The sequence below is a fragment of the Streptomyces nidicola genome, assembly GCF_050106155.1.
In the GTDB taxonomy this organism is placed as follows: Bacteria; Actinomycetota; Actinomycetes; order Streptomycetales; family Streptomycetaceae; genus Streptomyces.
This window is the reverse complement of record NZ_JBNBPI010000001.1, coordinates 2,248,209-2,272,412: the sequence shown is the minus strand read 5'-3', so window position 1 is coordinate 2,272,412 and position 24,204 is coordinate 2,248,209. Positions and strand designations below refer to the sequence as shown.

Genomic DNA, 24,204 nt, shown 5'->3' with positions numbered 1-24,204 from the left:
ATGGGCCTGATCTCGGAGGTGCTGCTGCTGCCGCTCGCTCCGGTGCGCGGGTCCCTGTGGGCCATGGAGCAGGTGCTCGCCGAAGCCGAGCGGCAGTACTACGACCCGGCGGCCGTACGGGCCGAACTCGCCCGCCTGGAAGAGCAGTTGGTGGCCGGCGAGATCGACCAGGAAACGTTCGACCGCGTCGAGGACGAGCTCCTCGACCGTCTGGAGGGACCGTGAACCGAACAGCGCTCGGCCTCGCGATAGGGGCCGGTTACGTCTTGGGACGTACGAAGAAGATGAAGCTGGCGATCGCCGTCGGCACGATGGTCGCGGGCAAGCGGATGAACCTGAGCCCGCGTGCGCTCGCCGAGATGGTGACCACGCAGCTGGAGAACAACCCGCAGTTCAAGGAGATCGGCGACCAGCTCCGCGAGGATCTGCGCGGAGTCGGCAAGGCGGCCTCGGGCGCGCTCGTCGAGCGCCAGATCGAGGGCCTCGCGGGACGGCTGCACAGCCGTACGCAGGGTGTCCGCGACCAGATCTCGGGCGTCGCCCCCGACGTGGACGACGTGCGGGACGCCGGCCGGAAGGCCACCGGGATCGTGCCGGGCGCCCGCCGCGGGGACGACGAGGCGGCCGACGACGAGTCGTACGACGACGCGTACCCGGAAGAGTCCTCGTACGACGAGGACAAGGACCGGGACGACGCCTCGTACGACGAGGCCGAGGACAGGGACGAGGCCGGTTCCGAGGACGAGAACCGGAACGACAGCGGTGACGGCCGCCGTCGACGGAGTTCCACCCGGGCCGGCGGTTCGGGCGGCTCCGGCGGTTCCGGCGGGCAGAAGCGGGCCGCCACGGAGCGGGGCTCCGGCAAGGCGCCCGCCAAGAAGAAGAGCGCCGCCGGGAAGGCGACGAGCGGCGCCCGCTCCACCGCCGCCAAGTCCGGGCGCGCCGCGTCCGGCGCCGCGAAGGGAGGCCGGAGCCGTGGCTGACAACAACAAAGCCGGCACGGGGGCGATCGGCGGGCTCGCCCAGAGCCCTGCCGCCGACCACCTCAAGTCCGAACTCCAGGAGTACCTCGCCGCGCAGGCCCAGCGGCTGCTGATGGGCGCGGGCCGCTCACTCGGCGCGACGACGGTCAAGCTCAATGACATCGCCGAGGGGAACAGCCCCGGCTTCGCCAAGCTGGCGCTCGACGGCGGCCGCAAGCTCGCCGAGGGCAAGGGCCCCGTGCGCAGCGCCGTGGAACTCGGCGCCGGACGCCTGAAGGACAACGTGAAGAACGCCTTCAAGGGGCTCGCGGGCGGCAAGGGGAAGAGCAAGGGTGGCGCGGGCAAGAAGCCCACCGTCATCATGGAGTTCATCGACGTGGGCGTCGATCTGCGCACCGCCTACGACCAGTGGACGCAGTACCAGGAGTTCAGCACGTTCGCGAAGGGCGTCAAGAACGCGAACCGGGCCGATGACACCACGTCGGACTGGCAGCTCAAGATCTTCTGGTCCAACCGGAGTTGGAAGGCCACCACCACCGAACAGGTGCCGGACGACCGGATCCAGTGGACGTCGGAGGGCGCCAAGGGCACGTCGAAGGGTGTCGTCACCTTCCACCCGCTGGCCGACCGGCTCACCCGGGTGCTGCTGATCATCGAGTACTACCCGAAGGGCCTGTTCGAGAAGACCGGGAACATCTGGCGCGCCCAGGGCCGCCGGGCCCGCCTCGACCTCAAGCACTTCGCGCGGTTCGTGACGCTGCGCGGCGAGGCGAGCGACGGATGGCGCGGCGAGATCCAGGACGGCGAGGTCGTCGTCACCCATGAGGACGCGCTCGCCCAGGAGGAGGAGCAGGAGGCCGGCAAACCCTCGGACGAGTACGACTCCGAGGACACCGACTCCGAAGGATCGGAACGGACCGAAGAGTACGGCTCCGACGAGTACCGCTCCGACGAGTACGACGACGAGGACTCCGAACCCGAGCCCGAGGACTCCGAGCCCGAGGACTCCGAGCCCGAGTACTCCGAACCCGAGGGGCGCGAGGTCGAGGAGGACGAGGCCGAGGAGTACGACGAGCCCGATGACGAGCCCGAGCCGCCGGCCCGGCAGCGTCAGCGGGCCGGATCCGGGGCCCGCCGATGACGACGGCGAGCCGACATCCGGAGCCGTTCGGGGGTGGCGGCGGGGCCAACCTCGCCGACATCCTCGAACGCGTCCTCGACAAGGGCATCGTGATCGCGGGCGACATCCGCATCAACCTGCTCGACATCGAACTGCTCACCATCAAACTGCGTCTCATCGTCGCCTCGATCGACAAGGCCAAGGAGATGGGCATCGACTGGTGGGAGGACGACCCCGCCCTCTCCTCGGGTGCCCGTCGCAAGGAACTCGCCAGGGAGAACGCCGAGTTGAAGCAACGGCTGGCCGAACTCGACGAGGGGAGCCCGCAGATCGAGGCGCGCGACGAGAGGCGTGACGGCGCGCGCGCCGAGACACGTGACGAAAGGCGTGAGGAGAGGCGCGGCGAGCGGCGCAGGGAGAGCCGCGCGGAGAGCCGCGGCGAGCGGCGTACCGAGAGCCGTACGCGTACCGAGAGGCGCAACGAGAGGGGGACCGCGTGACCACCGACGAACCGCGCGAACTGCGCTACGTGTACGCCGTGTGCGATCCGCTCGGCGCCCCGCTCCAGGCCGAACTCACCGGCGTCGCGGGCGCCCCGCCCCGGCAGCTGGAGCACCAGGGCCTCGTCGCGGTCGTCGGCTCCGTACCCGAGCGGGACTTCGCCGAGGAGCCGCTCCGCGCCCACCTGGAGGACCTGGACTGGCTCACCGAGACGGCCCGCGCCCACCAGAACGTGATCGCCGCGCTCACCACGGTCACCAGCCCGCTCCCGATGCGTCTCGCCACCGTCTTCCACGACGACAGCGGCGTACGCCTCATGCTGGAGCAGGAGGAGGAGCGCTTCCGCGCGGGCCTCGACCGCCTCGCGGGGCGCGTCGAGTGGGGCGTGAAGGTGTACGTCGAGGAGCCCGAGGCCCCCGCGCCCGCCGCTGGGCCGGCCACCTCCGGCCGTGACTACCTGCGCCGCCGCCGCGCCGAGCGCACCGCGCGCGACGACACCTGGCGGCGCGCCGAAGGCTTCGCGCAGGAGCTGCACGACGAGCTGTCCCGGTACGCCGCGCACACCCGTGTGCACCCGCCGCAGAACCCGGAACTCTCCCGCGCCAGCGGCAGGAACGTGCTCAACGCGGCATATCTCGTGGAGCGTTCGGACGCGGAGGAGTTCGTGGAGCGCGTCGACGCGACGAAGGACCGCGAGCCGGATCTGAGGGTCGAGCTGACCGGGCCCTGGGCGGGCTACTCGTTCACGGCCGACGACGAGGAGGAGGGGCGGACGTGACGGTCGTCGAACGGCGCGAGATCGCCCTGGTCGACCTCCTCGACCGGCTGCTCGCGGGCGGCGTCGTCCTCGCGGGCGACGTCACCCTGCGCATCGCCGATGTCGACCTGGTGCGCATCGACCTCAACGCCCTGATCAGCTCGGTGAACGAGCAAGTGCCCTCGCCCTGGCCGGAGGTGATGAACGGTGAGTGAACGCCGCCGCATCGAACTCGAACCCGACACGGTCGAGCGCGACCTGATGAAGCTCGTCCTCACCCTCGTCGAGCTGCTGCGCCAGCTCATGGAGCGGCAGGCGGTCCGCCGCTTCGACCTCGGCGATCTGACGGAGGACCAGGAGGAGCGGGTCGGACTCACCCTGATGCTCCTGGAGGACCGCATGGAGCAGCTGCGGGAGCGCTACGGGCTGCGGCCCGAGGACCTGAACATCGACCTCGGACCGCTGGGCCCGCTGCTGCCCCGCAGCTGAACTGCCTTACGGTCAGCGGGGCTTGCGGCATCAGCGGGGCTTACGGCAGAGGATCTCCCCGTGCAGCACGCCGAACCACGCGTCCTCGTGCGTGCCCCACTCGCGCCACGCCTGCGACACGGCCGTCAGCTGCTCCGGCGTCGCGTGCCCGCCGCCCGTCGCCCGATCGGCGTACGCGGAGGCCAGCGTGCGGTCCGCCCACAGCCCGCTCCACCAGGCGATCTCCTCGGGCGTCGAATAGCACCAGTTGCCGGCGGAACACGTCAGGTCCTCCTGGGCGAAACCGGCCTTCAGGGCCCATGACTTCAGGAACCGCCCGGCGTCCGGCTCGCCGCCGTTGGCGCGCGTGACCCGCTCGTACAGGTCCAGCCAGTCGTCCATGGCGGGCAGCCGCGGGAACCAGGAGAACGCCGCGTAGTCGGACTCCCGTACGGCGATGATCCCGCCCGGCTTCGTCACCCGGCGCATCTCGCGCAGCGCCTGCACCGGGTCGCCCACGTGCTGCAGCACCTGGTGCGCGTGCACGACGCAGAACGTGTCGTCCGGCCAGTCGAGCGCGTGCACGTCCGCCGTCGTGAAGTCGACGTTGGTCAGGCCCCGTTCGGCGGCCGTGGCGCGCGCCTGGTCCAGGATGCCCTCGGCGTGGTCGGCGCCGGTGACATGCCCGTCGGGGACCAGTTCGGCCAGGTCGGCGGTGATGGTGCCGGGGCCGCAGCCGATGTCCAGGATCTTCATGTGCGGCTTGAGCGAGTCGAGCAGGTAGGCCGCCGAGTTGGCGGCGGTGCGCCAGGTGTGCGAGCGGAGCACGGACTCGTGGTGTCCGTGGGTGTATACGGCGGTCTCCTGCGGCATGACTCGGTCCCTTCGCGTACGGCGGACTGCCGGGGACGCCTGCCCCCGACGGTTCGATCACCGTACGCCCGCGAGCCGCATTGTGAGATACCCGTCTTGAATAGTGGACGGTGGTGGATGGTGGGATCGGGTCAGAGCAGCGAGTGCGGGCGGTACACGCGCAGCCCCTCGTGCTCCTTGTCCACCCGCAACTCCCCGCCGCACTCGGTGACTTCACCGTCGAAGGCGAGCGGGGTGCCGGGTGTCACGCCGTCCACCCGCAGCCGCGTCAGGCGGGTCGCCGTGTGGAACGGCGAGCGGGACAGCGGCCCCGAGAGGGCCGCGGCGAGCAGCCGCACGCCGGGCAGCCGGCCGCCGTCCACCGTGCGCACGTCGAGCAGGCCGTCGGCCAGGTTCGCGCGCCGGCCCGCGGTCAGGCCCATCCGCCGGTACGTGCAGTTCCCGGCGAACAGCAGCCACAACGGCCGCTTCCTGCCGTGCAGTTCGACGCTCAGCGGATGGTCGCGGCGCAGCACGTACATGGCCGCCACGACATCCGCGAGCCGCCCGCCGACCCGCCCGGACCAGCGCTCCCGCTCCCGCACCAGCTCCGGATAGGCACCCAGGCTGAGGGTGTTGAGGAAGATCCCGGAGCCGTTCCCGGACTGGAAGCGGCCCACGTCCACGGCGACCGCGTGTCCGCCCTCGACGGCGCCCACCAGATCGCCGGTGTCCTCGATGCCGAGGTCGTACGCGAAGTGGTTGAGGGTGCCGCCGGGCAGCACCGCGAGCGGCAGATCGTGCCGGAGCGCCACGCGCGCGGCCGTGTTCACGGAGCCGTCGCCGCCCGAGATGCCGAGCGCGCGGGCGCGCGGCGCCGCCTTGTCCAGCTGTTGCTCGAGTTCGTCGCCCGCGCACTCGATGTACTCGGCGTGGGGCAGCGCGTCCCGCAGGGCCCGTACGCGCTCCGGGGTGCCCGCCCCGGTGTTCACGATCATCACCAGGCCCTCGCCGCCCGGCAGCGCCGGCACGTCGTCCACCAGGGGACGGCCCGGCGCGGGCATCTGGTCGCGCGTCGGCACCAGGCCGCGTACGGCGAACGCCGCACCCGCGCCGAGGGCCGCGCCCGCGAGGACGTCGGCGGGGAAGTGCGCGCCGGTGTAGATCCGGGAAGCCGCCACAGAGAAGGCCACGGGGGCGACGAGCGCGCCGAGGCCCCGGGACTCCAGGGCCACGCCCGTCGCGAAGGCCGCGGCGGAGGCCGAGTGCCCGGAAGGGAACGAGGTCGTGAACGGCTGCCGCTTCAGCCGGCGCACCAGCGGCACCGGGTCGAGATCCGGGCGCGCCCGGCGCACCGAACGCTTCCCGAGGGTGTTGATGGTGGCCGAGGCGAGCGCGAGAGAGGCCACTCCGCGCACGGCGGCCCGGCGGGCGCGCGGCGATCCGGTCGCGGCGAGGGCCCCGCCGACCGCGAACCACAGCACACCGTGGTTCGCGGACCTGCTCAGGCGCGGCAGGATCCGCTCGGCGCCCGGCCAGTGCGCTCCGGCGGCGAACTCGAAGACGCGCAGATCGAGTGCGGCGAGCCGGGCGCGCAGCGTCGGCGGCGCGGGCGGCGTCGAATCGAGGATCGGACCCGAGGTGAACGACTTCAGCGAATTCATCGACCGCACATTCAGTGACTTCAAGTTCAGCGGCTTCTTCAGTGGCTTCAGGGGCGACATGCGTGACAGGTACCCCGGCGAGGGGCCCGCATCCGGTGCGCTCCGGCCAATTCGTTTGCCCGTCACCCGCACGGGCGTCCAGAATGCGGGATCATGGGACATCTGGAAGCGGCACATCTTGAGTACTACCTCCCCGACGGGAGGGCGCTGCTCGGCGATGTCTCGTTCCGGGTCGGCGAGGGCGCGGTCGTCGCGCTCGTCGGGCCGAACGGAGCGGGCAAGACGACTCTTCTGCGACTGATCTCCGGCGAGCTGCGGCCGCACGGCGGCTCGGTCACCGTCGGCGGCGGCCTCGGCGTGATGCGCCAGTTCGTGGGCTCTGTCCGCGACGAGACGACCGTCCGCGACCTCCTCGTATCGGTGTCCTCGCCGCGCATCCGCGAGGCGGCGAAGGCGGTCGACGAGGCCGAGCACCTGATCATGACCGTCGACGACGAGGCCGCGCAGATGACCTACGCGCAGGCCCTCTCCGACTGGGCCGAGGCGCAGGGCTACGAGGCGGAGACCCTCTGGGACATGTGCACGACGGCGGCGCTGGGCGTGCCGTACGACAAGGCCCAGTTCCGCGAGGTGCGCACACTGTCCGGCGGTGAACAAAAACGCCTCGTACTCGAAGCCCTCCTCCGGGGCACGGACGAGGTCCTTCTCCTCGACGAGCCGGACAACTATCTGGACGTCCCCGGCAAGCGCTGGCTGGAGGAGAAGCTCCGCGAGACCCGCAAGACGGTCCTGTTCGTCTCGCACGACCGGGAGCTGCTCGCCCGCTCGGCGGAGAAGATCGTCAGCGTCGAGCCGAGCCCCGGCGGGGCCGACGCGTGGGTGCACGGCGGCGGTTTCTCGACGTACCACGAGGCGCGCCGCGAGCGGTTCGCGCGCTTCGAGGAGCTGCGCCGCCGCTGGGACGAGAAGCACGCGCAGCTGAAGAAGCTCGTGGTCAACCTGCGGCAGGCCGCTTCCGTCAGCCACGAAATGGCGTCCCGCTACGCGGCGGCGCAGACGCGGCTGCGCAAGTTCGAGGAGGCGGGCCCGCCGCCGGAGCCGCCGCGCGAGCAGGACATCACGATGCGCCTGAAGGGCGGCCGCACCGGAATCCGGGCGGTGACCTGCGAGAACCTTGAGCTGACCGGCCTCATGAAGCCCTTCTCGCTCGAGGTCTTCTACGGCGAGCGGGTCGCGGTCCTCGGTTCGAACGGCTCGGGGAAGTCGCACTTCCTGCGGCTGCTCGCGGGCGACGAGTCCGTGGGGCACGCGGGAGCATGGAAGCTCGGCGCGCGGGTGGTGCCGGGGCACTTCGCCCAGACCCACGCCCACCCCGAGCTCCAGGGGCGGCCGCTCCTCGACATCCTGTGGCGCGACCACGCGAAGGACAAGGGCGCGGCGATGTCCCTGCTGCGTCGCTACGAGCTGACGGCGCAGGCGGAGCAGAAGTTCGAGCGTCTTTCGGGTGGCCAGCAGGCCCGCTTCCAGATCCTGCTGCTCGAGCTGGAGGGCGCGACGGCGCTGCTGCTGGACGAGCCCACGGACAACCTCGACCTGGAGTCGGCGGAGGCGCTTCAGGAGGGCCTGGAGTCCTTCGACGGCACGGTCCTCGCGGTCACCCACGACCGCTGGTTCGCCCGCGCCTTCGACCGCTACCTGGTCTTCGGCTCGGACGGCCACGTGCGGGAGACGCAGGACCCGGTGTGGGACGAACGCCGAGTGGAGCGGACCCGGTAGCTGTTGCGCCCACCCGAGGCCGTGACGCCGGGGCGGCGCAACGTTATACGGACCAGCGCAGGAGCGCGCCGAGCCCACCCGCCGGTCCCGCAGAGGGATCCGCTCCGGCGACGGACAACGCACCCGCCCCACTCGCGGCAGCACACCGCATGAGGGCGTCGTCGGCCCGCGCCGACACCACGTCGCCCGCGCCGAGCGCCTCCGCGTCCGCGCGCCGCACGCCCAGCTGGTCCGGGCTCTCGCCCACCCACACCTCACGGTGCGCGTCGGGCCCGTCCGAGCGGATGAGCAGCTCCGCGATCCGGTGCTCGCGCGCCGCGTCCACCAACGCCGGCACGCCCTCCGCCGCCGCTTCGCCCTGACCGCGCGACTCGGCGAACAGCGCCAGGTCGTGCGCGGCGCGCTGTGCCACCTGCTCGGCCCTGGCCGATTCCAGCTCACTGTCGAGGAGCCGGCTCTCCGCCCCGTGCCGGGCGCGGACGACCGAGTCGCCCAGTTCGGCGGGGAGCCGGTCCCGTACGGCGACGCACTCCCGGTCGTCGCCGACCAGCACGACGAGCTCGGCCCGGGTCTCGGCCTGCCGGTGCGCCAACTCCCCGGCGATCTCAGCGGCGTTGTGCTCCCAGGTGTTCTCCACGCGCAGCTGGAAGTGCCGCTCCGACAGGTCCCCGGACGACGTGCGGTGCACCGGCCACTGCTGCCCGGTCACCTTGCCCGCCTGCGACTCCCCGCGCGCGGAGCGCAGTTCGAAGTCGGCTCCGGTCCTGTCGATGTACGCGACGAGGCACAGCGGGTCCTCACCGGCGAGGTCGAGCAGCGGCGTCGTGTGCGGGAGCGCCGCCCAGCGCGCCGAGGTCTGCCCCGGCGGCGTGCTCAGCGCCGGGTCGAGGACGACCTCGCCGTCGCGCCCGAAGAAGGCCCGGCCGACGGGTTCGCGCGAGTGCCGCAGGTCCTCGACCGCGGCCCGCATCGCGTGACACGTCGCCTCGTCCGCACCGGCCGCGGCGAGCGCGCGCTGCACCCCGAGCGCCTCCAACGACCGCTCGTCGGGGGTGGATTCGCTGTGCCGTGACGTGTCGACGTACACGGATGCCCAGGGGCCGGGACGATTGCACAGGGGATTGAGGAACGCCAGGTCCATGGCTGCCTCCCGGAAATCGTGGGTACGGTGTGCCGCGCGCCTCAGGTTCCGCTGACCTGCTTCAGCAGCGCCGCGTCGAAGGCCTTGAGGTCGTCCGGGCGGCGGCTGGTGACCAGCACGTTCGGTCCGCCCGTGCAGATCTTCACCTGCTCGTCGACCCAGGTGCCGCCCGCGTTGCGGATGTCGGTGGCGAGGCTCGGGTACGAGGTCAGCGTGCGGTCGCGCACCACGTCGGCCTCGATCAGTGTCCACGCCGCGTGGCAGATCGCCGCGACCGGCAGGCCCCGGTCGAAGAAGTCCCGTACGAACGCGACCGCTTCGGGGTCCGTGCGCAGCTGGTCCGGGTTGGCCACACCGCCGGGCAGTACCAGCGCGTCGAAGCCGTCCGCCGATGACCCCAGGGACGCGACCGTCTTGTCGACGGGGAACTTGTCCGCCTTGTCGAGGTGGTCGAAGGCCTGGATCTCACCCTGCTTGGTCGATACGAGCACGGGTTCGCCGCCCGCGTCCCGCACCGCCTGCCAGGGATCGGTCAGCTCAACCTGTTCGGCCCCTTCGGGCGCCACGAGGAACGCGATCCGCATCGTCGGTCAACTCCCTTGCCGCATAGGTCTTTTCAGTGCTCTCAACTCGGGCTCAGGTCGGTGTGTCGCGTGCCCAGCCGTCCGGGTCGGCGCCGCTTATGTCGGCGAGCGCGGACGCCGGGTCCTGGGTCAGCGCCAGATCGCCCAGGCTGACCATCCCGACGGCCTGTCCGTCCTGCACCACCGGCAGGCGGCGCACGGCGTACTCGCGCATCAGCGCCACCGCGGCGGAGACCTCGTCGTCCGGGCCGATCGCCACCGGATGCGGAGTGCACACCGCCTCGGCGCTCACCGTGAGCGGATCGGCCCCGTCGGCGACGGCCCGCAGCGCGATGTCGCGGTCCGTGAGCACGCCCACGACCTGCGCCTCGTCCGCCACCAGTACATCCCCGATGTCCTGCGCCCGCATCAGCTGGGCGGCCTCGACCAACGAGGCGTCGGGGCGTACCGCGACCACTCCGGGTGTCATGACTTCCCTGACTACATCGGCCATCGAATTCGGCCTTTCTGCATCTTCGGGTGCACCGTGATCCCGGCCCATGTACCCGACCGACCCGGAGCTAACCCCCGTCATTTGTAAGGGCTTTGGCCAGGTCCGAGGCCGTATGGAACACGGTCTTCGCGGGCAGTGCCGCCACCGGCTCGACGAGCCGGTCGGGGGCGGACCGCTCGCGCAGCGTTTCCGCGAGCGCCCCGGGCGTGGCCGGAAACGAGGTGCGGCCGAGGAGCCGCCCCAGTTCGAGCCGGACGGCGTCCAGGCGGCCGGGTCCGGGACCCGGTTCCACGGGCCCGCCCGCCACCTCCGGGTCGTCCTCCGCCGCGGGCTCCGGGTCGTTCCACTCCTCGACCCGCGTGGGGTGGCCGGAGCGGAGCAGGCCCTGCAGTTCGTGCTTCATTTCGTCGTCGCGGTGGGCGCTCAGCCGGTCGCTGCCGCGTTGCATTGTTCCCTCCAGTGACTCGGCGGTGCCCGACGCGTACCCGACCGCTTCGCGGTGACACCTGGTGGTTTGCCCGCGCGGGGCGGGGAGACCCGTGAACGGTCGTTCCCACTCGGGCGACCGGCTGGAAGGACAGGCCATGGAGCTGCTGACGGTCCTGATTCCCGCGGGCATGCTGGGGTTCGTACTCGTCCTCGGACGGTACGAGGAGTGGCTGCTGCCCCGGCCCGAGGAGGCGGACCCGCGCGAACATGCGGGCCCGGCCCGTTGAGGGCACCCTGGAGAGGTCGCGGTGTTTGCGGCGATGCGCCAGGGGCAGGCGAAAGACAGTGCTTCGGACAGGAGGCACGTCCGTGGGAGGGATACGACCGCGTCGTATCCAGAGGATCCGCAGGATCGCCCCGGGTGTGTCCGAAGGTCTTGCGGGCGCGACTCCCACGGTGACCACCGAACCCAAGGCACCTTTCAGGGAGTTGCGACCAGATGCGCACGCGTACCAGCTCACCCCAGAACCCGGTGAAGCCCGGTGGACGCCACCCGCACGACGACGCCCCCGACACCGCCGAGGCTTTCGCCAAGCTGTCCGACATGCCCGACGGTCCCGAGCGCGATGAACTGCGCCAGGAGGTCGTCGAGGCCTGGCTACCGATGGCCGACCGGCTCGCGGGACGTTTCCGTAATCGCGGCGAGGCCTATGAGGACCTGCGGCAGGTTGCCGCTCTCGGCCTGGTGAAGGCCGTGGACCGATACGACCCGGAGCGCGGCAACGCCTTCGAGAGCTATGCCGTGCCCACCGTTACCGGCGAGATCAAGCGGCATTTCCGCGACCACATGTGGACACTGCATGTGCCGCGCCGCGTCCAGGACCTGCGCAACAGGGTCCGGTTCGCACAGCACGAACTCTCCGCCACCATCTCGGGGCGAGCCCCGACTCTCGCGGAGATCGCCGAGCACGCCAACATGACCGAGGACGAGGCCCGTACCGGCCTGGAAGCGCTGGAGAGCTTCACCGCACTCTCCCTCGACGCGGAGCTGCCCGGCAGCGAGGACGGATACTCGCTGTCCGACGCGCTCGGCGACGCGGATCCGGCGCTCGACGTCGTCGTCGACCGCGAGGCCGTCAAGCCGCGGATAGCGGCGCTTCCGGAGCGCGAGCGGGAGATCCTCTACATGCGGTTCTTCGGCGACATGACACAGAGCCGGATCGCCGAACGGCTCGGCATCTCGCAGATGCACGTGTCCCGACTCATCAGCCGCTGCTGCGACCGCCTGCGGGACCAGGTCCTGGCGGACGCCGCATAACCCACTGCGTCGGCCGGTGGCCCTATTTCCGCATCGCCAGGGCGATGTGACGGGCCATCATGTCGAGCGTCTTCGCCTCCGCCATCGAGAAGGCGAGGCGGCCCGCGGACCGGAACAGGGTGAGCACACCCTGGACCGGTTCGCCGGGCGCGGGTATCAGCGGCACACACAGAAGCGAGGTGACATCGGCACGGACGAGCACCGGCGCCCCCGACGCGTCGTCGCCCAGGGCCCTCAGGTCCTCCGGGCGCACGAGCAGCGCCGGGGCGCCGCCACGCGCCGCCTCGACGACGAGCGGTCCCGCGGCCGGGTCCTGCGCGGCGATGTCCCGGACGGCCTCGTCGTCCGCGCCGAGCACCTCGATGCGCTCCAGGTGCGCGGCCCCCTTGTCGGCCACCACCCAGTCGGCGAACCGGCCGTGCAGCACGTGGGCGGCGCGCCGCAAAAGTTCGGCCGGGTCGCCCACCGGGCCGCCGAGCAGCTCCCGTGTCATCGCGTCGAGCAGGTCGGTGAGCGCGGCGTGCCGGGTCGTCTCCGCGAGGTCGGGGACCGGCGCGGCGGGCCGGGCCGACGTAGGCCCGAGGCCGGCGTCCGCGGGCTGCAGGACCGCGAGGACCGTGGTGCGCCGCTCGTTGCCCGGACGCAGGCCCGTGAGGACCGTGCGGACGGGGGCCTGCGGGTTCTGCTGCAGATGCACGGTCAGCCCGCGGTCCCCCTCGCCCCGGGCCACCGCCGCGACCTGCGAGCGGAACGCGGCCCGGTCGGCGTGCGCCAGGAACCCGGTCATCGGGCGGCCCGTCGCGTATCCGGCGCGTACGCCCGTGAAGGTCGTCGCCGCGAAGTTGAGGCGGCGCACCACCGCTTCGCGGTCCACGAGCGCCACCGGCAGCGGAAGGCGCTGGAAGACGGCGCGCAGCAGCTGCTGCTCGTGCCGCTCGGCTGCCGCGTTGCGGCTCGTGCCCGGGTCCCCGCCCTGCTGGAGGTACGGCCACAACTTCCCGGCTACGTGGTCGAGTTCGAAGAGTGCCGCGTCGAGGACGGCGGGCAGTTCCGCCGTCGACACCGCGCGTGCTGCTTTCAACTCCGCCACACGGCGCACGAAGTCCGCCCGCTCTTCATCGAATTCCTCCGTCTGCGCCATGCTGAGAACGTATCCCGTCCCGCGTTTTCGGGAGCCCGGTACGGGAAGCGAACCGACAAGGAGGCTTGAACCCGATGCGACAGTACGTGCAGGCCGATCAGAGCGACGACGCGGCCCACGTCGGAAGGTATCCGGTGGCGCTGGGCCAACGCGCCACGGGGGCAGTGGAATCGGGGCTTTCCGCCCGGCGGCTCTCCGAGCTCGCCGAGGGGGCGCTCCGGTGCACCGCCGAGTGCTGCGGCGCCGTCGCCACCGCGAGCGACGGCACCGACGAGCGGCCCACCGCGGTGACCCACCCCGATCTCGCCGCGCTCGTCTCCGTGCAGGACCGCTTCGGCGACGGGCCCATACCGGCGGCCGAGGAGGGCGGCGACCCGGTCGACGCCAGCGACCTGCTGAACGACCGGCGCTGGCCCGACTACCGTGCGCTCGCCCTGGATTCGGGCGTGCGCTCCAGCATCACCCTTCCCTTCCGCAGCGGTGACCTCACGGTCACGCTCAGCCTGTACAGCTTCCGGGCCGGCTCCCTGGAGGCCGCGTCGCACGGGCCGATCCGCGCCCTCGGCGATCTGGCCGCAGACTGCCTGCTGCGCGACCGCTCCTACGAGGCGGCGCTCACCGAGGTCGACCAGCTGGGCTCGGCGCTGCGCACACGGCCCGTCGTGGACCAGGCCTGCGGCATCGTCATGCATGTGCTGGGGTGCGGACCGGACGACGCGTTCACCGTGCTGCGCCGAATCTCGCAGACGACCAACCGGAAACTGGCGGACGTCGCCTCCGCCGTCGTCGAGCGGCGCGGACGCGGCCTGGAACGCGAGTTCAGCGCCGTGGCGGACTGACCGTCCACCCCGCTCCGGTCGGCCGCGGTCACCCGACCGGCCCAGCCGCCTCGTCCCGCCCCGTCTGCCCCGGTGCCCACACGGGTACGTACAGGGGCAGGAGGCCGGCACGCGGGCCACGCCGCGCGCGGACACCCGGTGAGGTGTGACGCTGGAGGCAGGACCCGGCTCCGGTCTCCCGGCTGCCCGGACCCGGTGGCCGCCCTGCCCACGGCGGCCGCCCCGTACAGCGACCCCCACCCGCACGGCGAGCGGACGGCACGGAGGCAGCATGCGGCCATCGGAACCCACGGCCAGGACTTCAGGACCCGGCGCCGCCCGGGCCCGGGCCCCCGAAGGCCGTGGACCCGTGCGGTACGGACCGCCGCTGCCCGAGCCAGGACTCCCGGTGCTGCCCGAACTGACCGCCGTCGCCGCGGGAGCCGCGGGGCGCCCGGCCTCGGAGCCGCCGGGCGGCCCGCCCGCCCTGCTGGAGGCGGCCTGCGGCTACTGGCAGCGCCGCGGCCTCGACACCGAACGCGAGCAGCTCGGCGCGGCGCCCGGCGCGGCCCCGCTGCTGCTCGCCCTCACCGCCGCGCTCGGCGGCGACATGCTGGTGCCGCGCCCCTGCTCGGCCTGGTGGGTGCCGCAGGCCAGGCTCCTGGGCCGCGCCGTCTACCACGTGCCGACGCCCGCCGAGTGCGGCGGCGTCCCCGACTCGACGGCCTTCCTGGAGACCGTCCGCCGGGTCAGAGCCGAGGGCGGCGACCCCCGGCTGCTCGTGCTGTCCGTGGCCGACGACCCGACGGCGACCGTGCCGCCGCCCGAGGTGCTGCACGAGGCCGTGGAGGCCGCCGCGGCCGAGGGACTGCACGTGGTCAGCGACGAGACATGGCGGGACACGCTGCATCCGGGCGCGGACTCCGTCCTGTTCAGCCCCGCCGAGATGTACCCGCTCGACGTCACCGTCCTCAGCGACCTCACCGGCGCGTTCCTGCCGCCGTCGCTGCCCGCGGCCTGCGCCCGGTTCCCGGCCACCGAGCGCGGCGCCAAGCTGCGCGCCCGCGTCCTCGACTTCCTCACCGCCACGGGGGCGCTGCTCGCGGCGCCGGTCGCCGCCGCGGCCACGTACGTCCTGAACGAGAGCGAGGAGATCACCGAGCGCCGCCGCGTCGGTGCCGCGCTGCACGCACAGGTCGCCGGTGCCCTGCACCGCGCCGTGCTCGGCGCGGGCGGCCTCGCGAGACCCCCGCGGGCCGGCCGGCACCTCTACATGGACCTGGAGGAGCTGCGGCCCCGGCTCGCCGCGCTCGACGTCAGCGACTCCCAGGACCTGGAGGACTTCCTCGGCGAGCGGCTCGGCATGCCGGTCCCCGGCGGCCACCGCTTCGGCGACGAACAGGGCGCGCTGCGGGCCCGCCTGTCGACGGGACCGCTGCTCGGGTCAACCCCCGAGGAACGCAGGGCGTCCCTCACCTCACCGGAGCCCTTGGAATTGCCGCACGTCGCAAGGCTGTTGACCATGGTGGAGTCGACGCTCCGCGCCATCGGCGGGGAACCGGCAGGCGAAGGATGGGAGACCGAGCGATGACGCAGGCGTCCGAAGCACCGTCGGCCATGCAGCGGGTCGATGCCGCCGCGGCCCCGCCGCCCCTCGTCGAGCCGCGGCCGCTCGGCGGGGGAGACACCGGAGTGCGGGACGTACCGCGCCGCTGGCCCAAATCGTTCGCCCACCGGCTGACCGCACCGCTGCCGGGCCTGCGGGCCTTCGCCAGATTCGCCCGCGAGGGCGCGCTCCGGCCGCCCGCCGAGAGCCTCGCCGACATCCCGGACCTGCCCTTCGCGCCCGGCCCGCTGCCGCAGGTCGACGCCCGTACGGCGGCCGTCACCTGGGTCGGGCACGCCAGCTGGATCGTCCGCATCGGCGGCCTCACGGTCCTCACCGACCCCGTCTGGTCCCGCAAGATCCTCGGCACCCCTGCCAGGGTCACCCCCGCGGGCGTGGCCTGGAGCGCGCTGCCCCGCGTCGACGCCGTCGTCATCAGCCACAACCACTACGACCACCTGGACTGGCCGACCGTAAAAAGACTCCCGCGCGACACCCCGGTCCTCGTCCCCGCGGGCCTCGCCCGCTGGTTCACGCGGCGCGGCTTCACGCGGGTCACGGAGCTGGACTGGTGGGAGGCGGTGGAGCTGAAGGGGGTCCGCTTCGACTTCGTGCCGGCCCACCACTGGTCCAAGCGCAGCCTCGTCGACACCTGCCGCACCCTGTGGGGCGGCTGGGTGCTCACCGACGCCGACGGGCAGCGGATCTACTTCGCGGGCGACACCGGCTACGGCCACTGGTTCTCGCAGATCGGCCGCCGCTACCCGGGCATCGACCTCGCGCTGCTGCCCATCGGCGCGTACGACCCGCGCTGGTGGCTGAAAGACGTGCACTGCGACCCGGAGGACGCGGTGCGGGCGGTGCAGGACGTGGGCGCGCGGCGGATGGCGCCGATGCACTGGGCGACGTTCCTGCTGTCGGCGGAACCGGTCCTCGAACCGCTGCACCGGCTGCGCGCCGCCTGGGACAAGGCGGGCCTGCCGCGCACGGCCCTGTGGGACGTGCCGGTGGGCGGCTCACGCGTGCTGACTGCCTGACTCCCGCCCCCGCACCTTGCGCCAGGCGCTCGGCACCGCGCTGATCAGCACGGTCAGCGCGATCGCCGCGACGACGCCCTGCCACGGCTTGGGGAACAGCGAGCCGCCGAGGATGCCGATGACCTGGTACGTCACCGCCCACGCGAGGCAGGCGGGGATGTCGCCGCGGGCGAACTGCCGCAGCGGCATCTTCGCCAGCAGACAGGCCAGCATCACGGGGATCCGCCCCGCGGGCACGAGCCGCGACAGCACGAGCACCATCACCCCGTGGTCCGCGAGCTTGTCCTGCGCCTGCGCGAGCCGCTCCTCGGGCGCCCGCGAACGGATCGCCTCCAGCCACTTCGACCCGTTCTTGGAGTGCATGCCGCGCCGCCCCAGCCAGTACAGGGCGATGTCGCCGAGGAACGCGGCGAGCGCCGCCGCCGCGAAGACGAACAGCAGCGAGAGCGGCGAGCTGTGGTGGAACGCGACGACCGCCGCGGAACTCACGAGCGCGCCGGTCGGGATGACCGGGACGAGCGCCCCGAGGAAGACGAGCAGGAACAACGTGGGGTAGCCGACGGCCTGTTGGGTCGTCTCGGGCGGCACCTGGGTCGCTGCGAAGAGCATCACCGGCGCGCTCCCGACCGGGGGGTTTTGGGGCGGAGGGATCTGGCTCGACGGGATCCGGGGCGAACGTTCGTGGGCCGTCTCATCCGGCCACCTCGGGACGTACGCTCTCGCCCTGGTCGAGCCGGTGCACCGCCACGCCGGGCGCGCGCAGCGCCGCCTGCCGGACGAACTCGTCGCCCGGCGCGTGGAACTCGTGCGGCCGCACCGCGTCCATGCCGATCGGCCAGTACGTCCCGTAGTGCACGGGCACCGCGCTGCGCGGCGCGATCCGGGCGAGCGCCTCGGCGGCCCGCCCCGCGTCGAGATGCCCGGAGCCGAGGTACGGGCCCCAGCCGCCCACCGGCAGCAGCGCCACATCGACCTCGCCCACGGCCTCCGCCATGCCGTCGAAGAGCCCGGTGTCGCCCGCGAAGTACGTACGGGCCTCGCCGTTCACGACATAGCCGAGCGCGGGCGCCGTGTGCGGCCCGACCGGGAGCCTGCGCCCGTCGTGCTCGGCGCGGACCGCTTCTATCGTCACGTGTCCGACCTCGACGCGCGCGCCCGCCTCCACCTCGATGATCTTCAGCGTGCGGAGCTTGCGCAGCGCGGGCACGGCGCGCGGGGCGCCCTTCGGCACGAGCACCCGGGTACCGGGCGCGAGCCGGGCGAGCGAGGGCACGTGCAGGTGGTCGGCGTGCAGGTGGGAGACCAGGACGACGTCCGCCTCCGCCGCGCGCGGTGGCGGGGGCGCGCCGCGCCTGCGACGCAGGTGTGCGAGGCGCCGGGCGAAGAGGGGATCCGTGAGGACGCGCGTGCCGGCGTCCTCGACGGTGCAGGTGGCATGACCCCACCAGGTGATCTCCACCGGCACGCGCTCCTCCTTGTGCTCCTCCGGGCGACTCCCTTGAGCCTACGTGCAGGAGTAGGGTCGGGGCCGAAAGGCTGTGGTGAGGGGGGACGCATGGGGGCATCCGACGGGAGCGGCGAAGCGGTGCGGGTCGCGGCGATCGCCAGCCTGATCCCGCTCGAGGAGCTGGACGCCGACCCCTTCCTGGTGGACTCGCGCAGCCAGCACGCCATGTGCGCGCGCTGGGCCGCCGAACGTGGGTACGTGATCACCCGCGAACTCCTGGTGCACGGGGTCCGCCCCGACCACGAGGTGCTGTGGGCGGATGTCGACGCGGGCCTGGTCGATGTGTTCGTCGCCCCCTGCGAGCGCGTGCTGCGCGCTGCGCTCCGCTCGGTCGACGCGTTCTCGGCGGAGTGCGAGCGGCGCGGCGTCCGCCTGGAGACGGCGGGCCTCGCGGAGCCGGCCTACGACGCGCAAATGAAGGCCCGCGTCCACCGCCGCCTCTCGATGCCGACGGCGGGTTACGACGGCTGCTAGCCAATTCAGCCCCGCCGGCGTTTGAGGCGCGGGGTCCGGGGCGGAGCCCCGAGGCCGTCACCACGGGGGACCCCAAAAGGTGTGAAACCCTGACCCCACGTGACCAAATGAGGGGAGCCGTAACGTGGCCGGAGGCCGTTGGTGGAGGCGGGCCGGAAGCACCGCCTGGCGTTCGGTCGCCGTCTGGGCGGCCTGCACGGTCACCATGATGGTCCTCGCCGGACTGCTCCCCGACTTCAAGCTGACGTCCGACGACGGCGACAGCATGACTCGCGTAGCCGTCACCGCCGCCCTCGGCGCCGCCGCCTTCGCCCTCCTCTCGGCCCTCGTCTGGCCGATCCTCGTACGCGCCCTGCTGCTCGTCCCCGCCCTCGTCCTCGGCCTCGTCGTGTTCTTCCTCAACGGGGCCCTGCTGCTCATCGCGCTGCACCTCATCCCCGACGGCAGGGGAGAGGCAGGCCCCGAGACCGCGGTCGTCGTGGCCGCGGTCATGTCGGCCGTGGCGTCGGCCGCCGGTGGTGCCCTGGCCGTCCGGGACGACGACGCGTACCGCAGGCGCCTGTACCGGCTCGCCGACCGCAGGCGCCGCAGGGGCTCCGACGCCGACACCGCCTGCCCGCCCACCCCCGGCACCGTCTTCATCCAGCTCGACGGCGTCGGCCACGAGGTGCTGCGCCGCGCCGCGCGTGACGACGTGATGCCGACGGTCAACGGATGGCTGCGCGACGGCGGCCACCGCCTCACCCCGTGGCGCACCGACTGGTCGAGCCAGACCGGCGCCAGCCAGCTCGGCATCCTGCACGGCTCCAATTACGACGTCCCGGCCTTCCGCTGGTACGAGAAGGACACCGGCGAGACCCAGGTGTCCAACCGGCCCACCAGCGCCGCCGAACTCCAGCGCCGCGCCGTCGCGCACACCGGCGACGGCGGCCTGCTCACCGTCGACGGCGCCAGCCGCGGCAACCTGTTCAGCGGCGGCGCGGAACAGGTCGCACTCGTCCTTTCCGTCGCCGCCCGGCGCGGCAAGGAGAACCGCTCGCGGGCCGGCTACTTCGCCTACTTCTCCGACCCGGCGAACGCCGTACGCACCGCGCTGTCCTTCTTCGCCGAGGTCGGCCGCGAGATCGGACAGTCCACGCGGGCCCGCATGTGCAAGGTGCGGCCGCGGATCGGGCGCGGTGGCCTGTACCCGTTCATCCGCGCCTTCGCGACCGTCGTCGAGCGGGACGTCGTCGTCGCCGCCGTCATCGGCGACATGCTCGCGGGCCGCAGCGCCGTCTACGCCGACCTCGTCGCGTACGACGAGGTGGCGCACCACTCGGGCCCGTTCGGCCGCGACGCGCAGCAGGTGCTCGAACGCCTCGACCGCTCGCTCGCGCTGCTCGTCAAGGTCGCCGAGCACGCGCCGCGCCCGTACCGCATCGTCGTCCTCTCCGACCACGGGCAGAGCCCCGGCGAGACCTTCCGCGGCCGCTACGGGCTCACCCTCCAGGACCTCGTGCGCGCCGGCTGCGGGCTGCCCGTGCCGCGCAAGGCGGGGCGCACCCGCAGCGGCGCCGAGGCCCGCGCCGCCGTCCGGGCCGCGCTGCACCGGCCCGTCGAGGAGGGCGCGGGCAAGGGAAAGCGCAGCGAGCCGATCGTGCTGGCCTCCGGCAACCTCGGCCTCGTCTCGTTCCCGGACGTCCCGCACCGCATGACCAAGGAGGAGATCGACGCCCGCAACCCCGCCCTGCTGCCGACCCTCGCCAACCATCCCGGCATCGGTTTCCTCCTCGTACGCAGCGAGGAGCACGGCGCGGTCGTGCTGGGGGCGCGGGGCGCGGAGGTGCCGCTGGCCGAGCTGGCCGACGGCGAGGGGCCGCTCGCCGACTTCGGTCCGGGCGCCGCAGACGCCGTGCGCCGCACCGACTCCTTCCCGCACACCGCCGACATCATGGTCAACTCCATGTACGACCCGTTGGACGGCGAGGTCCTCGCCTTCGAGGAGCAGATCGGTTCGCACGGCGGGCTCGGCGGCGCCCAGAGCCGGCCGTTCCTGCTCTCGCCCGCGGAGCTGTCCGAGCCGGTGCCGCAGGGCGAGGCCCTGGTCGGCGCCGAGCAGGTGCACCAGGTGCTGCGCCGCTGGCTGACCGAGGGACACGGACCGCAGATCCCGATGCGGGTCACGCCGCTGCCCCTGGACCCACCTGCGACGAAGCCCCTTCGGCGGCCCGTGGAGAATTCCCTCCAACGCGAGCCCGGCAGTGCATCATTTGCGGCCACGCCCCCCGAGCCGCAGGACAATTCCGCCTGATTTGGAGCGCGGCGGGAGCCCACCGGACCATGGGCCCCGCCATCCGGCGATCCCGCGGTGGCCCAGCACAATCGAGAGGCACTTCCCCCCATGCTCGACACCGGGACTGCCCCCGCTCCCGAGACGGCTCCGGCAGCGGACGAGGACCAGAACCAGAGCAGCAAGCACGCCCGCAGGTTCGGTCTTCCCATCGCGACGGCCCTCGTCATGGGCAACATCATCGGCGGCGGCATCTTCCTGCTGCCCGCCTCCGTGGCCCCGTACGGCACGATCTCGCTGGTCGCCTTCGGCGTCCTGACGGTCGGCGCCATCGCCCTCGCGCTCGTCTTCGGGCGGCTCGCGAAGCGGCATCCGCAGACCGGCGGCCCCTACGTGTACGCCCGTGAGGCCTTCGGTGACTTCGCCGGGTTCCTCGCCGCGTGGAGCTACTGGATCACCTCGTGGGTGTCGAACGCGGCGCTCGCCGTCGCGGCCGTCGGCTACCTCGACGTGCTCCTGCCGATCCACGGATCGACGTTCTGGACGATCGTCGCGGCGCTCGCCTGCCAGTGGCTGCCCGCGCTCGCCAACCTCGCCGGCACCCGCTACGTCGGCGCCGTCCAGCTCGTCTCCACCATCCTGAAGTTCGCGCCGCTGGTGCTCGTCGCGGTCGGCGGCCTGTTCTTCTTCGACGCCGACAACCTCGGCCCGTTCCAGGCGGGCGGGGACTCCCCGGTCGGCGCGATCTCGGCGTCCGCCGCGATCCTGCTCTTCAGCTACCTGGGCGTCGAGTCCGCCTCCATGAGCGCGGGCGAGGTCCGCGACCCGGAGCGCAACGTCGGCCGCGCCACCGTCCTCGGCACCGCGCTCGCCGCGCTGGTGTACCTGCTGTGCACGGTCTCCGTCTTCGGCACCGTCGCCCACGACAAGCTGGTGGACTCCACGGCCCCGATGACCGACTCCGTCAACGTCATGTTCGGCGGTACGTGGGGCGGCACGGCGGTCGCGATCGCCGCGGTCGTCTCGATCCTCGGTGCGCTCAACGGCTGGACGCTGCTCTCCGCGCAGGCGCCGTACGCCCCCGCGAAGGACGGCCTGTTCCCGGCCGCGTTCGCCCGCAAGAAGCGCGGCGTGCCGACGTTCGGCGTGCTCGTCGGCGTCGTCCTCGCCTCGCTCCTGACCATCTACAACTACACGGCGGGCTCCGAGGGCGTCTTCGAGAGCCTCGTGCTCATCACGACGTTCACGGCGACGGTCCCGTACCTCCTCGCCACCGCCGCGCAGATCTACTTCCTGCTGTCGGGCCAGGGCCACCGGGTGAGCAAGGGCCGCCTCGCGCGCGACATGACGCTCGCGCTCGCCGCGTTCGGCTTCTCGATGTGGCTGGTCGGCGGCGCCGGCTACGCGGCCGTCTACCAGGGCGTCATCTTCCTGTTCGTGGGCGTCCTCGTCTACGCGTGGATGGCGGCCCGCAAGAGGCGGCAATCAAGCCCCTGCGGCGATTGAGCAGCGGGGTCCGGGGCAGAGCCCCGAGACGTGGGCCCGGCCGACCCGCACAAAGCGAACCGGCCGGACCCTGACGGACGTCACCTGGCGATAGGCGCCACCACCCACCGCTGGGTCTTGAACATGCTGTCCCGTGAGCCGATCTCGATCAGTTTCCGCGCAGCGGGATACGCCTCGTTGCCCTCGATCTCGTAGCCGACCTCGACGGACCCGGGTACGTCCGTGATCTCCAGCTGCGCCTCGATGTCGGCCGCCGACCGTTCACCGTCGGCGGCCATCGCCGTCAGATGGGCGATGCGCCGCTGCTGCGCCTCCTCCAGCGCCTGCCGCGGGTCGCGCGACCCCGGCGAGGGGAGCGCCTGCTGGCCCTTGCCCGACGGGGGCGCGACCGCCGAGGCGGGCGTGCGGGTCTCGCCGGTGGGCGTGCGCGTCGACAGGGTGGCCTGGACGACCGTGCCGTCGTTGTCGAGCGCGACCCGGAACTCGCCGCGGCCCGGCGTGATCACCGGTACGCCGTCGAACGCCTGCCGGAACGTGACGTGCGTCTGCAGGGACACCGGCTCACCGATCTGCGAGCCGTCCTTCTTGCCGCTGTTCTGCATCAGGTCGTGCACGCTGTCCACGACCAGCTCGACGCCCTCCGCGTGCTCCTGCGCGAACCGTTGCGCGATCTCGACCGCGCGCTCGGTCGGCAGCTGCCGCGTGTTGCGGTGGTTGGCCTCGGCGAGCTTCACCCAGCGCACCGCCTGCGGCGCCGTCGACACGAACCGGTCGCCCGAGCTCGCGCTGAGCACGCCCTGCCGCTCGACCTGCACCTCTTGCAGCGCCGCCGCGGGGAAGTGCGCGAGGCGGCCCATCTTGGCGAGTTCCTCGCTCGGGTCGCGCGGCGCGAGCTGCACGATCTGCGGGGTCTGTGGCGCCTGCGTCAGCGGGTCGCGCAGGCCCTGGCGCGCGTAGTACCAGCGCCACACGTACCAGTTGTCCGGAACGTGCTCCCGGTAGAAGTTGCGCTCCGAGTTCAGCCGGTTCTGCGCCTCCGCCTGGGTCGCACCGGTGGCGCACACGGAGGGCGCCTGACCGTGGTAGATGTCCCAGCTGGCGTTGAGCCACGCGTCGCAGTAGGTCTGGCCGGCGCGCCACTTCTCCCAGAACTTCTTGCCGTAGTCGCCGCTGTCGATGCTCGTCGTCTCGAACCCGAAGATCATCCGGGAGCCGAGGTTGGGCCCGGCCCACGTGCGGATGGGGGAGTGCCCGTCGAGGACGCGCAGCGAGCTGCACGTCGACCAGAACACGTAGTTGGCCTTCTCGTTGCCGAACGCCATCCGGTTGGAGATCGCGTCCGAGCGGTTGTCCCACTTGGCGCCGAGCGGCGCGAAGAACACTCCGTTGCCGTCCATGCCGCCGTGCCCCGAGTGGTACACCGCGACGACGGCGTCCACGCCGTACCGGTCCTGCCAGTTGTCGTACGTCTCCTCGTACGCCCACACCTGGGCGCCCGCGTCGGCGAACCAGAAGTTGCGGTCGTAGAACTGCTGAAGGTACGCGAGCCAGCCGGTCGCGTCCTCGTGCGTGTGCGAGAGCGGGTTCTGGTTGACGAACTTCTGGATGCTGAACGCACCCCACCAGCCGAACGTCGAATCCCTGTCGGTCGCGCCCGGTTTCCCGGTCTCCAGTGGTGACGGACCTTGGTCCGCGTAGATCATGCGCATGGTCTGACCCCCTGCGAAGCCCCCTGAGACCCCCCTGAGCGGGAGGCC

26 protein-coding genes are annotated in these 24,204 nt (G+C 72.5%); 16 read left to right on the top strand and 10 right to left on the bottom strand.

The genetic code is table 11. The annotated features are described in order from the left end of the window. Genes ACOKM3_RS10460 through ACOKM3_RS10430 form a run of 7 tightly spaced genes read left to right on the top strand, consistent with a single transcriptional unit; the run spans position 1 to position 3,850 of the window. Positions 1 to 225, top strand: coding sequence for a gas vesicle protein GvpG (locus ACOKM3_RS10460; RefSeq protein ID WP_426899181.1), 225 nt, complete (start codon positions 1 to 3; stop codon positions 223 to 225). Continuing rightward, positions 222 to 983: a DNA primase gene (locus ACOKM3_RS10455; protein WP_426899179.1), complete on the top strand. Its 762-nt coding sequence runs from the start codon at positions 222 to 224 to the stop codon at positions 981 to 983. Before ACOKM3_RS10460 ends, ACOKM3_RS10455 begins: the two co-directional genes overlap by 4 nt. After that, entirely contained in the window at positions 976 to 2,124 is a 1,149-nt protein-coding gene (locus tag ACOKM3_RS10450) for an SRPBCC family protein (RefSeq protein ID WP_426899177.1), read from the top strand. The genes ACOKM3_RS10455 and ACOKM3_RS10450 overlap by 8 nt, the downstream gene beginning before the upstream one ends. Beyond that, complete coding sequence (locus tag ACOKM3_RS10445; RefSeq protein WP_426899175.1) at positions 2,121 to 2,603, top strand: gas vesicle protein; 483 nt, start codon at positions 2,121 to 2,123, stop codon at positions 2,601 to 2,603. The genes ACOKM3_RS10450 and ACOKM3_RS10445 overlap by 4 nt, the downstream gene beginning before the upstream one ends. Continuing rightward, a complete protein-coding gene (locus tag ACOKM3_RS10440; RefSeq protein WP_426899173.1) occupies positions 2,600 to 3,382 on the top strand; it encodes a GvpL/GvpF family gas vesicle protein in 783 nt (260 codons plus the stop codon). Before ACOKM3_RS10445 ends, ACOKM3_RS10440 begins: the two co-directional genes overlap by 4 nt. Next, positions 3,379 to 3,576: a gas vesicle protein gene (locus ACOKM3_RS10435; protein ID WP_327672422.1), complete on the top strand. Its 198-nt coding sequence runs from the start codon at positions 3,379 to 3,381 to the stop codon at positions 3,574 to 3,576. Before ACOKM3_RS10440 ends, ACOKM3_RS10435 begins: the two co-directional genes overlap by 4 nt. After that, positions 3,569 to 3,850 (top strand): gas vesicle protein K, encoded by a 282-nt coding sequence (locus tag ACOKM3_RS10430; protein WP_266715453.1) that lies wholly within the window; start codon positions 3,569 to 3,571, stop codon positions 3,848 to 3,850. Before ACOKM3_RS10435 ends, ACOKM3_RS10430 begins: the two co-directional genes overlap by 8 nt. 30 nt (positions 3,851 to 3,880) lie before the next feature. Here the strand turns inward: ACOKM3_RS10430 and ACOKM3_RS10425 are convergent, their stop codons facing one another. Beyond that, the gene (locus ACOKM3_RS10425) at positions 3,881 to 4,702 is read right to left on the bottom strand and encodes a class I SAM-dependent methyltransferase (protein ID WP_426899171.1); all 822 of its coding nucleotides are present in this window, start codon (positions 4,700 to 4,702) and stop codon (positions 3,881 to 3,883) included. 131 nt (positions 4,703 to 4,833) lie between these two features. Then, positions 4,834 to 6,345, bottom strand: a complete 1,512-nt coding sequence (locus ACOKM3_RS10420) for a bifunctional phosphatase PAP2/diacylglycerol kinase family protein (RefSeq protein ID WP_426899169.1) — start codon at positions 6,343 to 6,345, stop codon at positions 4,834 to 4,836. A 153-nt stretch (positions 6,346 to 6,498) separates the two neighbouring features. Here ACOKM3_RS10420 and ACOKM3_RS10415 point away from each other — a divergent pair, with 153 nt between their 5' ends. Then, a complete protein-coding gene (locus ACOKM3_RS10415; RefSeq protein ID WP_426899167.1) occupies positions 6,499 to 8,121 on the top strand; it encodes an ABC-F family ATP-binding cassette domain-containing protein in 1,623 nt (540 codons plus the stop codon). A gap of 43 nt (positions 8,122 to 8,164) precedes the next feature. On the opposite strand, the gene ACOKM3_RS10410 is transcribed toward ACOKM3_RS10415, so the two are convergent. The 4 genes from ACOKM3_RS10410 to ACOKM3_RS10395 form a co-directional block, all read right to left on the bottom strand. Continuing rightward, positions 8,165 to 9,262, bottom strand: coding sequence for a baeRF2 domain-containing protein (locus tag ACOKM3_RS10410; RefSeq protein ID WP_426899165.1), 1,098 nt, complete (start codon positions 9,260 to 9,262; stop codon positions 8,165 to 8,167). Positions 9,263 to 9,303: 41 nt separating this feature from the next. Next, positions 9,304 to 9,846: a type 1 glutamine amidotransferase domain-containing protein gene (locus tag ACOKM3_RS10405; RefSeq protein WP_426899163.1), complete on the bottom strand. Its 543-nt coding sequence runs from the start codon at positions 9,844 to 9,846 to the stop codon at positions 9,304 to 9,306. Between the two features lie 52 nt (positions 9,847 to 9,898). Next, positions 9,899 to 10,339, bottom strand: coding sequence for a CBS domain-containing protein (locus ACOKM3_RS10400; protein ID WP_426899161.1), 441 nt, complete (start codon positions 10,337 to 10,339; stop codon positions 9,899 to 9,901). A 67-nt stretch (positions 10,340 to 10,406) separates the two neighbouring features. Continuing rightward, positions 10,407 to 10,787, bottom strand: a complete 381-nt coding sequence (locus tag ACOKM3_RS10395) for a DUF2795 domain-containing protein (RefSeq protein WP_426899159.1) — start codon at positions 10,785 to 10,787, stop codon at positions 10,407 to 10,409. A gap of 91 nt (positions 10,788 to 10,878) precedes the next feature. Here ACOKM3_RS10395 and ACOKM3_RS10390 point away from each other — a divergent pair, with 91 nt between their 5' ends. Together ACOKM3_RS10390 and ACOKM3_RS10385 are read left to right on the top strand one after the other, a co-directional pair. Beyond that, complete coding sequence (locus ACOKM3_RS10390) at positions 10,879 to 11,055, top strand: hypothetical protein (RefSeq protein WP_426899157.1); 177 nt, start codon at positions 10,879 to 10,881, stop codon at positions 11,053 to 11,055. A 212-nt stretch (positions 11,056 to 11,267) separates the two neighbouring features. Further along, positions 11,268 to 12,086, top strand: a complete 819-nt coding sequence (locus ACOKM3_RS10385; RefSeq protein WP_426899155.1) for an RNA polymerase sigma factor SigF — start codon at positions 11,268 to 11,270, stop codon at positions 12,084 to 12,086. Between the two features lie 22 nt (positions 12,087 to 12,108). Here the strand turns inward: ACOKM3_RS10385 and ACOKM3_RS10380 are convergent, their stop codons facing one another. Further along, positions 12,109 to 13,227 (bottom strand): PAS domain-containing protein, encoded by a 1,119-nt coding sequence (locus ACOKM3_RS10380; protein WP_426899153.1) that lies wholly within the window; start codon positions 13,225 to 13,227, stop codon positions 12,109 to 12,111. 74 nt (positions 13,228 to 13,301) lie between these two features. Here ACOKM3_RS10380 and ACOKM3_RS10375 point away from each other — a divergent pair, with 74 nt between their 5' ends. The 3 genes from ACOKM3_RS10375 (at position 13,302) to ACOKM3_RS10365 (ending at position 16,688) form a co-directional block, all read left to right on the top strand. After that, positions 13,302 to 14,066 carry an ANTAR domain-containing response regulator gene (locus ACOKM3_RS10375; protein ID WP_426899151.1) on the top strand — a complete coding sequence of 255 codons (765 nt, stop codon included), beginning with the start codon at positions 13,302 to 13,304 and terminating at the stop codon, positions 14,064 to 14,066. A 271-nt stretch (positions 14,067 to 14,337) separates the two neighbouring features. Beyond that, positions 14,338 to 15,636, top strand: coding sequence for an aminotransferase class I/II-fold pyridoxal phosphate-dependent enzyme (locus tag ACOKM3_RS10370; RefSeq protein ID WP_426899149.1), 1,299 nt, complete (start codon positions 14,338 to 14,340; stop codon positions 15,634 to 15,636). Continuing rightward, a complete protein-coding gene (locus ACOKM3_RS10365) occupies positions 15,633 to 16,688 on the top strand; it encodes an MBL fold metallo-hydrolase (protein ID WP_426899147.1) in 1,056 nt (351 codons plus the stop codon). The genes ACOKM3_RS10370 and ACOKM3_RS10365 overlap by 4 nt, the downstream gene beginning before the upstream one ends. Here ACOKM3_RS10365 and ACOKM3_RS10360 read toward each other — a convergent pair. Both ACOKM3_RS10360 and ACOKM3_RS10355 read right to left on the bottom strand, forming a co-directional pair. Further along, positions 16,668 to 17,297: a DedA family protein gene (locus tag ACOKM3_RS10360; RefSeq protein WP_426899145.1), complete on the bottom strand. Its 630-nt coding sequence runs from the start codon at positions 17,295 to 17,297 to the stop codon at positions 16,668 to 16,670. The genes ACOKM3_RS10365 and ACOKM3_RS10360 overlap by 21 nt on opposite strands. 82 nt (positions 17,298 to 17,379) lie before the next feature. Beyond that, positions 17,380 to 18,153, bottom strand: coding sequence for an MBL fold metallo-hydrolase (locus ACOKM3_RS10355; protein WP_426899144.1), 774 nt, complete (start codon positions 18,151 to 18,153; stop codon positions 17,380 to 17,382). A gap of 90 nt (positions 18,154 to 18,243) precedes the next feature. Between ACOKM3_RS10355 and ACOKM3_RS10350 the strand changes: the two genes are divergently transcribed. The 3 genes from ACOKM3_RS10350 (at position 18,244) to ACOKM3_RS10340 (ending at position 22,447) form a co-directional block, all read left to right on the top strand. Continuing rightward, complete coding sequence (locus ACOKM3_RS10350) at positions 18,244 to 18,669, top strand: hypothetical protein (protein ID WP_426899142.1); 426 nt, start codon at positions 18,244 to 18,246, stop codon at positions 18,667 to 18,669. Between the two features lie 205 nt (positions 18,670 to 18,874). Continuing rightward, positions 18,875 to 20,962 carry an alkaline phosphatase family protein gene (locus ACOKM3_RS10345; protein ID WP_426906756.1) on the top strand — a complete coding sequence of 696 codons (2,088 nt, stop codon included), beginning with the start codon at positions 18,875 to 18,877 and terminating at the stop codon, positions 20,960 to 20,962. A gap of 90 nt (positions 20,963 to 21,052) precedes the next feature. Next, positions 21,053 to 22,447, top strand: a complete 1,395-nt coding sequence (locus ACOKM3_RS10340; protein WP_426899140.1) for an amino acid permease — start codon at positions 21,053 to 21,055, stop codon at positions 22,445 to 22,447. Between the two features lie 80 nt (positions 22,448 to 22,527). On the opposite strand, the gene ACOKM3_RS10335 is transcribed toward ACOKM3_RS10340, so the two are convergent. After that, positions 22,528 to 24,156, bottom strand: a complete 1,629-nt coding sequence (locus tag ACOKM3_RS10335; protein WP_426899138.1) for a DUF6345 domain-containing protein — start codon at positions 24,154 to 24,156, stop codon at positions 22,528 to 22,530. Positions 24,157 to 24,204: the final 48 nt, after the last annotated feature.